Genomic DNA, 11,956 nt, shown 5'->3' with positions numbered 1-11,956 from the left:
GGGGCTCGGGACTGCGAGAGACGGCGGACCTCCGCGTCCGCTCGTGCCTGTCAGTTCTCTCGACGAACTGCTACCGAGTGCTTCCTCGAGGCGCGGCGTCTACACGCCGGGCATCGGGAACTTCCACACCGCCACCACAACCACGCCCATGATGAGCCCGGCGTACAGAACAGTGCCAACCACACTGACTCGCAATGCATTCAGCAGATTGGTGCCCAGATTCTCGGCGCTCGGTGCCATGACAACTCTTCTCTCACGTGCAGATATTCTCGGTTGCCACGTCGATGACGCGGCATACCAGCTACCTTGGACCGACTTCGACACCTGCACATTGGCCGAAATACCTACACCCATACCCGCATCTGGGCATGGAGGCTGGGGTCTCGGCCAAGAGTTGCAACCGAACACCCTCGAGCGCCAGGCTTCCCCCACAGAATCAGCTGTGTTTTACGTCACACCACTGCGTGCGCACTCGGTCGCCCAAGCATCTCGCGTCACCGTCACAGATCGTGCGGAGGGCGCCGGCTCGAGCATGCATGCCGACATCGGCGCCACCCGGACACGGTATTACCCATCGGCGCAGTCGAACTCGCCGGTCACCGCACGACCGTCACCGTGCAGATCCCCCTTCTGCGGACATCCCTGGGCGCGAAATAGGTATGTCCAGCGGTCGTTCTACCGTCGTCGGATGGACATCTCGCGAGGAGTGTGAGAGTCGAACACCCCCGAACCCTGCAAGTCGAGGACCCCGATGCACGATCAGCTCCACCGCTCCCCCCTCGTCGCGCGCGACGTCTCCACCATCCGCCACCTCGATCATCCGCTGTGACCGGATGATTGGTGGGCAGCCGACCCCTCCGTTCTTCAGAACGATGTCCGTGCCCTGATCGCCTTGCCGAAGGCTGGAAGCCAACGGCGACCGGCAGACAGGACACCGCTGCTTCAGGCGCCCGACGGTCAGCCGTCGAGGAATCGTCACATCGAGCACAGCTCGCCACCACCAAGTACGACCTCGCGACCGTCCCTCGACGGCCGCGAAGAAGAGAGAGAACTCAATTGAGAAGGCTATACGGGTTTCTTGCGTGCCTCGCAGTCATCCTCGGCGCATTCCTGGCCAACACGCCGGCGGCATCAGCCACCGGAATCGTGTCCAACGGCATTCCCTGGACCGACGACATGAACCCGGTGCCCCACCCGCCCGGCATCATCGAGTTCTGCACGATGGGCGTAGTCGGTTCCGACTCGCTCGGCAACAAGATCGGCATCTCCGCCGCCCACTGTGTCGACGACGCACCCGACGGTGCGCCCGTCTACCGCTTTACGCCGACCGGACCGCGGGAACACATCGGGAACATCGCGTACCGCAGTCCCGGCGGCGGGACCGGCGTCGACTGGGTGGTCATTCGGCTCAACGCTGACGCGGTACTCACATCGAATGGTCCCAGTGCCCGGGTCGACGGGATCGGCTCCTCCAACCCGGTCGGTCCCCATTGCAAGGACGGGGCCGGCACCGGAATTCATTGCGGGGCAATCACCTCGCAGACCACGACACGCTTCTACAGCAACGCCCAATCAGGCGGTGGCGACTCCGGGGGTCCCGTACTTCAGAACAACACCGAGATCGTGGGTATGGTCCGCGGATTCGACCCTGTGCTGTTCGCGTTCGAGTACATCAAGTTCGCTGCCGTCCTCGACGGCATCAACGCCCAACCCAACCCTGTCGGCAAGGGCTTCGTCGTCACCAACAGCTGACCGCTGCAGGAACTCAGACTCCGCTGAGACTTGATACGAATTCGTCGATGGCGCCGCTGCGGCCGGGGACGATCACCTTCTCGAACAGGGTCAGGATCACCTCGTCGAGGTGGTCGGTGTGCGCGTGGGTGGTGCGCGTGACGCTGATGGAGCGGAGTCCGCGTCCGCGTACGAGTTCCGCGAGCGGCGCTCCGTCGCGCTCAGCGGTCGCCTTACGCCCGGACGTGTGCCGAAGCGTGTATGCGCGGCCGGAGAGAGCGACTTCGGCTCTCTTGTATTTGCGGCGCATCCTTCCGGCCAATTGGTCGGTGACGGCCCCGGTCGTTCCGTCGGCCAGTTCCAGGGATGCCGGGACGCCTTTGCGTAGCGCGGCACCGTAACGGTCTATGCGCTCTGCCAGGGATTCTCGCGCGAGGCGGGAGAAGTGGGCGGTGAACTCGTCACCGGGTCCGGGGCGCAGGGTGGCGCGGGTGAGATGCGACGGATCGATCAGCGCGACCGAGGACAGGTCGCCGTCGATCCGGGCCGTCCATCCGGTAATTGTTGGTTGATTCCACGACACACGGTGATTCTGTCAGGCCCATGTCCGGAGCGCGCGACCCGCATCGCGGCCTCACCGAGATCGGCGAGACCTCCCCCCGAGGGCACCCCGCTGCACGTATTGCCTGTTCAACGGCATCATCGAGGTTCGTTTCCACAAATGTAGGGCAGATCGCGGAAAGCTCTCGTCATGTGCCGGTCATGACCCAGCTCACGAATTCGTAGCGTTGAGGTCGGGTCGCGGTGTCCGCCCTGAACACTGCGGCGGTGGAGGCAGCGGTCGCGCTCGGTGCCCGCTCCGGTGTCCTCGCCGGTGGAGGCCGCGACGAAGGCGGAGGCGCTGTTCCTGAGCCTGCGCACGCCCGCGATCGTCGAGGGCGTCGTCGCCGAGGTGCTGGCACGGTGGGGCGTTCCTCGGTGAACAGGGGTCTTGGGGAAGTAGTCGCTCAGCACGACGCCCTGCACCTGCACCGCACCAGCCTGTACTACCGGATCAACAAGATCCGAGACATCCTCGGAGTCGACCCCCTGGGCGGCGCCACCCGCCTCGAGTTGCACCTCGCGCTCAAGGCCAGTCGCTGGACCCGACGCCCGCGGATCTGAACCTTCCGAACCAGGCGGCCGTACCCGGTCCGGCAATCGGCGACTTGCCTCGATGCGATCCCCGATCGGGCAGACTGAAAAGCGCTGATCGGCCCGCGCCCGCGAGCGCGTGGTGCCCGGGCCGACGGGCCTGGAGGAGCACAGTGTTCCCACGCGCGACCGACACCACCGCGGACGGGCACGTCCTCGACGAATCGCTCGTCGTCGAGGACGCCGCACCGCGCCGACCGTGGCGCGAACTCCTGATGTCGACCCCGGGCCGGCTCGCCCTCCTCGGCGTGCTGTTGATCGCCGCCACCCTGGTCGCGGGAGTGGTGCCGTCCGTCTCGGTGGCGGCCCGGCAACAACAGATCCAGACGCTGCGTGGCCACACCGAACCGCTGGCGGTAGCGGCGCAGTCTCTCTACAGCTCACTGTCGATCGCCGATGCGGCGGCCACCACCTCGTTCATCTCCACCGACGCCGATCCGACGACGCTGCTGCACACCTACAATCAGGCGCTCGCGGACGCCTCGGCGGCGCTGGTCGTCGCCGGCACCGGAGTCGACCCGCAGAATCGGGACGCCGTGCAGCAGTTGACGGACATCTCCCGGCACCTCGGTGTCTACGCCGGACTGATCTCGACCGCCCGCGCCAACGACAACGCCGGAAACCCGATCGGAGTGGCGTACCTCGGTGACGCCTCCGCGCTGATGCAGGACACCGTTCTGCCGATGGCGCACACCCTGTACTCGGAACAGATCCGTGCCGTCGCCGACACCCAGAGCCGAACCGAGCAGCTCCCCGGCGCTGCGCTCGCGACCACGGTCGCGGCGCTGGTCTTGCTCGTGCTCGCGCAGCGGTATCTGATGCGCAAGACGCATCGGCGGGGCTGAACCCGGCCCTGCTCGCCGCCACGGTGCTGGTGGCGGCCATCGCGCTGTGGGTGGGCACGGCCGGTCTGGTGTCCTCGACGGCAGGCGCCCACGCACGGGTGGCGGGCACCGAGCCGCTGGCTGCGATCGCGAGCGCCGGCATCCTCGCGCAGCAGGCCCGCGCCGACGAAACGCTGTCGCTGTTGCAGCGCGGGTCCGACAGCCAACCCGAGGTCGACTACACCGGGCACACCGCTGCACTCGCACAGCTGATCGCCCAGAGCCCGCCGGGATCCGCGGCCGCCGCCCCCGCGGCCGCGGCGAACGCGGCACTCGAACGGTGGCGTCGGGCGCATACACGCCAGCAGCAGGCGCTCGACCGCGGCGACTACCAGGACGCCGCGCGCATTGCGGTCGGTACCGGCGCCGACGATTCCGCGGCCGCCTTCGACGACCTCACCACACACATTCAGGAGGCGATCACTGCGTTGCGGGAAGAGGCAGTGAACGCCACCACCGAGTCGTATCGGGCCCTGTCGGCCCTGGCGAACGGCGCGGTCGCGTTGAGCGTGCTCGCCGCGCTCGCCGTCGGAGCCGGGGTGTGGCCCCGAGTGAACGAGTACCACTGATGCAGCCCCGACCCCCGAGGACGCGCCGCCGAACCCTCTTCGGCATGGTGACCGCTGCTGCGATCATTCTCTCGGGATGCTCAGCGCCGCAGGAGCTCTCGCCGCAAGGAAACGGATCCTACGGCGGCCTCCCCCTCCCGAACGGCGCGACGATCATCGCTCCCATCGCCGCCACCGGCGGCACTGCCCCGCCCGAACCGCAATCACCAGCAGAGTGCGGCGCCCTTGCCAGCCTTCGTCCCGCCCCGCCGGGCGCGGCATCCGCAGGCGGGGCGGTCGCCGCGATTCGCGCGCGCGGCCGGTTGATCGTCGGTGTCGACCAGAGCACCAACCTGATGAGCTTCCGCGACCCGGTGACCGGCACCCTGTCCGGTTTCGACGTCGACATCGCGCGGGAAATCGCACGGGATCTGCTCGGGGATCCGTCCCGCATCGAATTCCGACTCCTCACATCGGCCGCCCGACTCGACGCACTGGAGAGCAACGACGTCGACATCGTGGCCCGCACCTTCACCATCACCTGCGAACGTGCGGAGCGAATCGCGTTCTCCACCGTGTATTTCCGGGCGAGCCAACGCCTGCTGGTGCGCGCCGACGCCGCGACGGTGACCCTGGAGAGCCTGGCGAACCGGCGGGTGTGCTCGCTCGTCGACACCCCGTCGCTCGATGCCGTGCAGCGGCTGGTTCCCACCGCGACGATCGTCGCCGTCCGGGACCTCGACGATTGCCTCATCGTCCTCCAACAGCGCCAAGCCGACGCTGCGAGCACCGATGACGTCATCCTGGCGGGGATGGCGGTACAGGATCCGCACCTCGAAGTCACCGGCCCCGAGCTGCAGTTGGACCAGTACGGCATCGGTGTGAACAAGGACCACGACGACCTGGTGCGGGCAGCCAACGGCACCCTCGAACGCGTACGCTCCGACGGGACCTGGATGCGTTTGTACGACCGCTGGCTTGCCGCCCCGCTCGGTCCGGTGGCCGGCCCACCCACCCCGACCTACCGTGATTGACAGCGGCAGGCAACGCCTGACACGAAGCGCTTCGCGCGCGACCTCGTCGCGGCGGACGGCGCGAAGCACGCTGCGCCCTAGCGCAGGGGGAACCCGAGACGGATCAGCGATTCCTTCAACCGGTCCCGCCCGTTCAACCGGGCTGCCGAGGCGAGTCGGTCCAGAACCCGTGCAGTCCAGGAATGTTCGAGCTGCTGGGCGCCGTAGAAGGCAGCGATGCGCCCCTCGTAGGCGTCGACGTGGTCGCGCTGGGCAGGCAGGTCGTAGGTCTCGTGGTGCAGTACAGCCTGCCGGGGCAAGCGCGGTTTGATCTGGGCGTCGGCATCCGGGTGGGGTTGTCCGACGACGAGCCCGAACACCGCGAACACGTGGGGCGGCAGCCCGAGTTCCGCGGCGACCTCCTCGGGCTTGTTGCGGATTGCTCCGATGAACACCGTCCCCAAGCCGAGGGACTCCGCCGCGGTCACGGCGTTCTGCGCCGCCAGGGCGGCGTCGATGAACCCGAGGTAACTGCTCTCGAGGTAATCGGCGCCCTCGATCGGCGCGCCGCGGTCGCCGGCGAGTTGACGGACGCGGGCGAAGTCGGCGAGCCACACCAGCAGGACCGGGGCCTCGACGATGTGGGCCTGGTCGCCGGCGAGCGCGGCCAGGCGCGCCTTCCGGTCGGGGTCGCGGACTGCAACGACACTCCACGCCTGGAGGTTCGACGACGTGGCGGCCGACTGCGCCGCCGAGACGAGGACGTCGAGGGTCTCGTCGGTCAGCGGATCGGGCAGGTAGCGGCGAACCGACCGGTGCGAATGCAGGGATTCGAGAACCGGATTCCACTGCGCGGGTTCGGTGAGGGCGGGGTTCCAGTAGCGCTGCTGCAGTGCGGTACGGGGTGCGATGTCTGCGATGGTCACCGGGACAGGAAACCCGACTCCGCGCCCCCACTCCAGGGTTCGGCGCACCGTGATTCCTGCGGGTTACCATCGGTTGTTCATGAACCATGCGTCGCCGATCGAACCAGGGAGTGAACGTGACGGAACGGGTCGTCGTCGTGACAGGTGCCGGTTCGGGAATCGGGCGGTCCATCGCGACCGGACTACTCGATGCCGGACACCACGTGGTGCTGACCGGACGGACACGCAACGCCCTCGATCAGACGGCGCACGGCCACGATCACGCGCTCGTGATGCCGGCCGACGTCTCCTCACCCCCATCCGTCCACAGCCTCTTCGCGACCGTCGCCGAACGGTTCGGCCGCCTCGACGTACTCGTCAACAACGCCGGCACCTTCGGCCCCACCGGCACCGTGGACGAGATCGAACCGGAAGACTGGGACCGGACCGTCGCCACCAACCTCACCGGAGTCTTCCTCTGCGCACGAGAAGCCGTCCGCATGATGAAGACGCAGACACCCCGCGGCGGACGAATCATCAACAACGGCTCCCTCTCCGCGCACACACCCCGACCCGCCAGCGTCGCCTACACCGCAACCAAACACGCGGTCTCGGGACTGACCAAGTCGATCGCACTCGACGGCCGCGACCACGACATCTGCTGCACCCAGATCGACATCGGGAACGCCGACACCGCCATGACGGCCGGCATCGGCCACGCCGCCCGCCAACCGGACGGATCCGTGCGAGCGGAACCCACCTTCGATCCGCGGTACGTCGCGGACGCGGTGACCCGGCTGGTCGAGCTGCCCTTGGACGTCACCGTGCCGACGATGACGATCATGGCCACCGGGATGCCGTACATCGGCCGGGGCTGACCGCAGTCCGGCAGCTACCCCGTCCAGTCGACCCTCGCGGCCAGTGCGTGCAGCGAACGTTTCCTGCTCTCGTTCGATTCGCCGATCCAGGCGATGCGTCCGTAGACGTACTCGCGAAAGTGCGGTCTTCCATCGCGATTCTGCGAATCCGGTCCGTGCCGAACGCAATTGAACAGCAGCGCCTTCACGTCGTCGTATTCGGCACGGGACGCCTGCGGACGAGCGTTGACCACCAGCCCGGCCAGGTGCTGGCGCCGGTGTGCTCGCATCACCCGGGTCTTGCCGGGGTGGACGGAAAAGCCCTCGTCCGTCACGATCCGGCCGACGGCATGGATCAGTCGATCCACCGCCAGGTCCGAGCCGGAGAACGCGAGGTCGTCGGCATACCGGGTGTACGCGACGCGGTGGGTACGCGCGAGTCCGGTCAGCCTGCGGTCGAGCCGGTGTGCAACCAGATTGGCGAGAGCCGGCGACGTCGGCGCCCCCTGCGGGAGGTGCACACCCCGGAGCCGGCTCGCCGCGTCGAAGGGAAGCTGCGCAAGGACACCGGGCGGGGTCGACGTCGTGGTGAGCCCGGCGAGCACCCGCGACACCCGCGTCGGATAGCCGAGTGCGTCGAAGACCGCCCGCACCCGTGTCCGCGAGACCGACGGAAAGAACGCGCGAAGGTCGATGCGCAGCACGACCTCGTGCCCCGCGTGCGGGGCGGCGAAGGTGTGGACGCTGCGACCTCGGACGAATCCGTGCGCCGCCGCATGAGGCGGAACGCGGTCGAGGACGGACCGCAGAATCCGACGCTGTACCTCCCGAAGGCGTTCCTTCGGCGCTTCGAGCAGGCGGTTGTCCGGCCGGATCCGATAGCGGTAGTGCTGCAGCGGCGGCGCCTTCGTGCGCAGCCACCCGCCGGGATCGGCGAACCAGTCCAGGTCGGCGGGGGTGAGGCCGACCGCCTCGGCGACCGCGGCAGTGCGCGACCACTGCGGGACGTCGAACCTCCAGTCGTTGCCGGATATTTCGTCGACGATCGGCTCTGCTCGCTCGATCAGCGGGAGGTCCGACAGCAGCCGGTGGACGCTGTCGATGCCGTCGATCGGCGGCGTGGGCATGAGGTCGTGGAGCCGTGCCGCGATCCGGGCGGCGTCCGGCACTCCAGATTCCTCGAAGCGGAGGACGAGGCCGGCCCTCGTCCAGGTTCCGTCGATCGCCGCCGCTGCGAGGCGACGGGCGAACTCGGGCGGCAGGGCCGGGCGTTCCGTCATGTGTGCGACGGTGCGAGGTGACCGATACCTGTCGTCTGCGGCGCGCCGGAGCACGCGGAGCATGCGGTCGCGCGTCGGACGGTGTCTCCGGTGAACACTGTCGAGCCAGGGGTTACCCCTGACGTGGTCGCGGCCGGCGAACCGGCCACACCACTCTCCCCTCCGCACCGTCGCACCTCGTGAGAATGCCACATGATGTCTGCCGTGCGGGGCCTATCGGTGCTGATTTCGATTCGAGCGACTCCGCCGGTCCGAGTGCGCCGTCGACCCGGTCAGCGGATCACCCGTCTGGCCGAAGAGTGTCGCTCCGACTCGTTTCGACAGAACTCTCGTGAGTGGACGCAAGTAACGCGGCGGCGAGTGCTGCCGCCAGAACGATGCCCGACGCGACGAGCAATGCCAGATGGTAGCCATCGGACAGCAGTGGTGTGACGATGAGCGGGCCCCCGATCTGACCGAGACTGTATCCGGTCGTCAGGATCGCGACCGCGCGTGGAAACTGGAGGTGCGCGCCGATCGTCAGCGTCATCTGACTGATGCCGAGGAATGTTCCCCCGAACAGGAAGGCAGAGATCAGGGCGGGCCAGATGCCGTCTGCCAGCGCAGGCAGCGCGATGCCGGCGGCCTGAACGACGAGGGCGGTCACCAGCAGGATCGGGCGAGACCATCGCCGGCCGAGCAACGCCCAGAGTGGAGCGGACGGTAGCGCCGCCAGCCCGACGATCACCCAGGCGCCACTGCCGGCGACGCTGCCTGCGGTGTGGTCGATCGCTGCGACGAGAAAAGTGCCGGCGATGATGTATCCGACGCCCTCGAGGGAATAGCTGATGAACAGCATGGTGAACCGGCGGTGCTTGCGCTTGGGCGATGTTCGGTGCTCCGCCGCCGGCGCCATGGGTGCGCGTTCAGGTGTGAGCGTCCACGCGGCGAGGGTACAGATCAGGGTGAGCAGCGCAGCCACCCACCACACCGACTCCCACGTGCTCATCGACCGCAGGATCAGGACGACGAGCCCGGACAGGGCGATACCCGCCCCGATTCCGCCGAACGCCCAGCCCGACAGGTGCGCTGCCTGCCCACTCAGAGTGGAGTGCATGGTGCCGACAGCGATGACGAACACCAACGCGCTGGTGACGCCTGCGATGAATCGCAGCACGCCCCAGAAGGTTTCGTTCGATGCCACCGACATCAACGCCAGCGTGAGGGTCAGGACGAGCAGCGAGACACGCAGGGCTGCCACCGAGCGCACCAATCCGAGAAGGACGATTCCGGCGAGCGCCCCGAGGAGATATCCGAGATAGTTGGCCGTCGCCAGAGCGGCGCCCGCCGACGGTGTCAATCCTGCCTGGGCCTCCATCAGCGGAAGTACGGGTGTGTAGACGAACCGTCCGATGCCCATACTCGCCGCCAATGCAGCCCCGACCCGGCCGACCGTGCCCCACGGCGATGTCGGCGTGCGGAACGTGACCAGGTCTTCGGCGCTACCCATTGCGTTCATACGTTCTCTTTCACAGACATTCGCCGCCCTAGCGAGCCACGGATTTCAGGGAGGCCGGGCCGCTCGACGCGCGGGTGTGGAACAGGAAACGCGACAGGGCAGGGGTCGTGGCGGCGTCCTTGCGGCGGATGAACAGGGTTTCCGCGCGCGAGTCGGCCGGCGCGAGGTGATGCACCTTCAAGGCCGCCGCCGACGGCGACGCGGTCACCACGCCCAGCGGCAGCAGCGTCACACCCATTCCGGCGGCCGCGCAGCCGAGGATGCCCTCGAGACTTCCGAATTCGAGGACGTCCGGACTCGGCATTCCATGCTTCTCGAAGAGTCGCTCGAGCCGGGCCCGGTAGGCGCATCCGGCCCGGAGGACGAGAATCCTGTGCCGCTGTTCGTCGGCCGGCACGGAGTCCAAGTCCGCCGCGCGAACGCCGCTCACCAGCACCAATTGCTCTACGAACACCTGCTCGGAGACCAGGTCCGGATGCCGCACCGGTCCGCAGACGAACGCCCCGTCGAGTCGATGCTCGAGCACCTGGGTGGTCAGCGCGTCGGTGGTGTCGGTCGTCAGGGTGAAGTCGACTCGGGAGCACTCTTCGCTGAAGGCCGCGAGCACCCCGGGGAGCCGCAATCCCGCGGTGGTCTCCATGGAGCCGATCGCGAGTCGTCCGGAGGGATGCAGGTCGTCGCCGACGACCTGCGTCACTTCGCGTACGAGCCGAGTGATGTGTTCGGCGTACGGCAGCAGACGTTCACCGGGGTTCGTCAGGGTCACTCCGCGCGCATGGCGGCGAAACAGTTCCACTCCGAGTTCGTCCTCGAGCGCACGGATCCGGGAGCTGATGTTCGACTGCACCGTCAGAAGTTCTTTCGAAGCCCGGGAGATTCCCCCGGCGCGGGCCACGGCCAGGAAGAAGTTCAGGTCGCCGATGTCCATCAGACGTCCCGCGCTTCTCTCGACAGGTCCCGGACGATCTCTTCGGCGGGGGCCGACCGGGCACTGCGATACCCGACGCCGGCCCACAGGGCGAGGCCATGCGGATCGTCCGCGACGCCCGCCGCGGCCCGCAGCCCACTGGTCAGCAGGTGAACCTGCGGATAGGCCGTCACCGCGTAGGCATCGAAGTCGGTGATGAAATCGTTGACCAGCCCGCGGGCGGGACGACCCGAGAACGCGCGGGTGACGACGGTGTCGGTGAAGCGGGCGTCGTGCAACGCGGCCCGGTGGGCGGGTTTGGTCCCTGCCTCGTCGGCGTCGAGGAGAGCGGTACCGATCTGCACGGCAGTGGCACCGGCTTCGAGTGTTGCCGCAACGTCTGCGCCCGTCGCGATCCCGCCCGCCGCGACCAGGGGAAGGTCGACCGCGGCACGGGCCGCCTCGACCAGTTCCCGGGTCGGACGTGGGTCCGGCTCCGCGTCCGGGTCGAGCGTCGCCCGATGCCCGCCTGCGTCGACTCCCTGCAGACAGATCGCATCGACGCCCCGCTCGGCGGCCGACCGCGCCTCGTCGACATCCGACACCGTGGCCACGACGGCACTGCCGGCAGCGTGCAACCGATCGACGACGCCTCGCGGCGGAAGGCCGAACGTGAAGGACACCACGGGAACTGCACGCTCGACCGCGAGGTCGACCTTGGCGTCGAATGCGTCGTCGTCGTGGTCGACGACCTCGGGCAGCACCACGTTCCGGCGTTCGGCGAGCGGCTGCAACCGCTCCCGATAGGTCTCCACGGCCGCGCGGTCGGCCAGGGGTCGGCCGGGGACGAAGAGATTGAGTCCGAATGGTGCGCTCGTCAGCACGCGGACCGCGTCGACCTCATGGCGAACCGCGTCGACGGTCTTGTACCCGGCCGCAAGGAAGCCGAGGCCACCGGCTGACGAGACCGCGGCAACGAGCTCGGGCGTGCTGGGTCCCCCTGCCATGGGCGCTCCGACGATGGGAATTCGGAGGTCTTCGAAATCGAACACCAGGTTCCTTTCGGTCGATGGGTGCGTGGCGAACGTGATTCATACTCTTCTCACGCTTCCGTCCACCATCGTGCACCGCAGTATCGG

At 68.0% G+C, this 11,956-nt stretch carries 14 protein-coding genes; 7 read left to right on the top strand and 7 right to left on the bottom strand.

The genetic code is table 11. The features are described 5' to 3' along the window. Positions 1 to 99 precede the first annotated feature (99 nt). The gene (locus tag ACFTZB_RS35980; RefSeq protein WP_378439196.1) at positions 100 to 240 is read right to left on the bottom strand and encodes a hypothetical protein; all 141 of its coding nucleotides are present in this window, start codon (positions 238 to 240) and stop codon (positions 100 to 102) included. An 816-nt stretch (positions 241 to 1,056) separates the two neighbouring features. Here ACFTZB_RS35980 and ACFTZB_RS35975 point away from each other — a divergent pair. Then, positions 1,057 to 1,752: a hypothetical protein gene (locus tag ACFTZB_RS35975; protein WP_378439194.1), complete on the top strand. Its 696-nt coding sequence runs from the start codon at positions 1,057 to 1,059 to the stop codon at positions 1,750 to 1,752. 13 nt (positions 1,753 to 1,765) lie between these two features. Here ACFTZB_RS35975 and ACFTZB_RS35970 read toward each other — a convergent pair whose 3' ends face one another. Continuing rightward, entirely contained in the window at positions 1,766 to 2,314 is a 549-nt protein-coding gene (locus tag ACFTZB_RS35970; protein WP_378439192.1) for a hypothetical protein, read from the bottom strand. A gap of 267 nt (positions 2,315 to 2,581) precedes the next feature. Between ACFTZB_RS35970 and ACFTZB_RS35965 the strand changes: the two genes are divergently transcribed. The 5 genes from ACFTZB_RS35965 (at position 2,582) to ACFTZB_RS35945 (ending at position 5,391) form a co-directional block, all read left to right on the top strand. Continuing rightward, the gene (locus ACFTZB_RS35965; protein WP_378439190.1) at positions 2,582 to 2,713 is read left to right on the top strand and encodes a hypothetical protein; all 132 of its coding nucleotides are present in this window, start codon (positions 2,582 to 2,584) and stop codon (positions 2,711 to 2,713) included. Continuing rightward, on the top strand, positions 2,710 to 2,895 hold the full coding sequence (locus ACFTZB_RS35960) for a helix-turn-helix domain-containing protein (RefSeq protein ID WP_378439188.1): 186 nt from the start codon (positions 2,710 to 2,712) through the stop codon (positions 2,893 to 2,895). Before ACFTZB_RS35965 ends, ACFTZB_RS35960 begins: the two co-directional genes overlap by 4 nt. A 143-nt stretch (positions 2,896 to 3,038) precedes the next feature. Beyond that, positions 3,039 to 3,770: a hypothetical protein gene (locus tag ACFTZB_RS35955; RefSeq protein ID WP_378439185.1), complete on the top strand. Its 732-nt coding sequence runs from the start codon at positions 3,039 to 3,041 to the stop codon at positions 3,768 to 3,770. 29 nt (positions 3,771 to 3,799) lie between these two features. Further along, positions 3,800 to 4,378, top strand: coding sequence for a hypothetical protein (locus ACFTZB_RS35950; protein WP_378439183.1), 579 nt, complete (start codon positions 3,800 to 3,802; stop codon positions 4,376 to 4,378). A gap of 44 nt (positions 4,379 to 4,422) precedes the next feature. Continuing rightward, positions 4,423 to 5,391 (top strand): glutamate ABC transporter substrate-binding protein, encoded by a 969-nt coding sequence (locus ACFTZB_RS35945; RefSeq protein WP_378439181.1) that lies wholly within the window; start codon positions 4,423 to 4,425, stop codon positions 5,389 to 5,391. A 77-nt stretch (positions 5,392 to 5,468) separates the two neighbouring features. Here the strand turns inward: ACFTZB_RS35945 and ACFTZB_RS35940 are convergent, their stop codons facing one another. Continuing rightward, entirely contained in the window at positions 5,469 to 6,296 is an 828-nt protein-coding gene (locus tag ACFTZB_RS35940; RefSeq protein WP_378439180.1) for an NADPH-dependent oxidoreductase, read from the bottom strand. Positions 6,297 to 6,406: 110 nt separating this feature from the next. Here ACFTZB_RS35940 and ACFTZB_RS35935 point away from each other — a divergent pair, with 110 nt between their 5' ends. Next, entirely contained in the window at positions 6,407 to 7,153 is a 747-nt protein-coding gene (locus tag ACFTZB_RS35935) for an SDR family oxidoreductase (RefSeq protein ID WP_378439178.1), read from the top strand. A gap of 14 nt (positions 7,154 to 7,167) precedes the next feature. On the opposite strand, the gene ACFTZB_RS35930 is transcribed toward ACFTZB_RS35935, so the two are convergent. From ACFTZB_RS35930 to ACFTZB_RS35915, 4 genes are all read right to left on the bottom strand, one after another. Then, entirely contained in the window at positions 7,168 to 8,412 is a 1,245-nt protein-coding gene (locus ACFTZB_RS35930) for a reverse transcriptase family protein (protein WP_378439176.1), read from the bottom strand. Positions 8,413 to 8,692: 280 nt separating this feature from the next. Further along, on the bottom strand, positions 8,693 to 9,910 hold the full coding sequence (locus tag ACFTZB_RS35925) for a YbfB/YjiJ family MFS transporter (RefSeq protein WP_378439173.1): 1,218 nt from the start codon (positions 9,908 to 9,910) through the stop codon (positions 8,693 to 8,695). Positions 9,911 to 9,938: 28 nt separating this feature from the next. Beyond that, positions 9,939 to 10,838, bottom strand: coding sequence for a LysR substrate-binding domain-containing protein (locus ACFTZB_RS35920; protein WP_378439171.1), 900 nt, complete (start codon positions 10,836 to 10,838; stop codon positions 9,939 to 9,941). Then, entirely contained in the window at positions 10,838 to 11,869 is a 1,032-nt protein-coding gene (locus tag ACFTZB_RS35915; RefSeq protein WP_378439169.1) for an NAD(P)H-dependent flavin oxidoreductase, read from the bottom strand. The genes ACFTZB_RS35920 and ACFTZB_RS35915 overlap by 1 nt, the downstream gene beginning before the upstream one ends. Between the last annotated feature and the right edge of the window lie 87 nt (positions 11,870 to 11,956).

This window comes from Rhodococcus sp. NPDC057014 (assembly GCF_042673295.1).
Lineage (GTDB): Bacteria > Actinomycetota > Actinomycetes > Mycobacteriales > Mycobacteriaceae > Rhodococcus_F.
This window is presented reverse-complemented; position numbering and strand designations above follow the sequence as displayed.

Bases quoted from the DNA above. Each gene is read 5' to 3' on its own strand.
- ACFTZB_RS35930 (WP_378439176.1), bottom strand. From the start codon at position 8,412: ATGACGGAACGCCCGGCCCTGCCGCCCGAGTTCGCCCGTCGCCTCGCA.
- ACFTZB_RS35980 (WP_378439196.1), bottom strand. From the start codon at position 240: ATGGCACCGAGCGCCGAGAATCTGGGCACCAATCTGCTGAATGCATTG.
- ACFTZB_RS35920 (WP_378439171.1), bottom strand. From the start codon at position 10,838: ATGGACATCGGCGACCTGAACTTCTTCCTGGCCGTGGCCCGCGCCGGG.
- ACFTZB_RS35925 (WP_378439173.1), bottom strand. From the start codon at position 9,910: ATGAACGCAATGGGTAGCGCCGAAGACCTGGTCACGTTCCGCACGCCG.
- ACFTZB_RS35945 (WP_378439181.1), top strand. From the start codon at position 4,423: ATGGTGACCGCTGCTGCGATCATTCTCTCGGGATGCTCAGCGCCGCAG.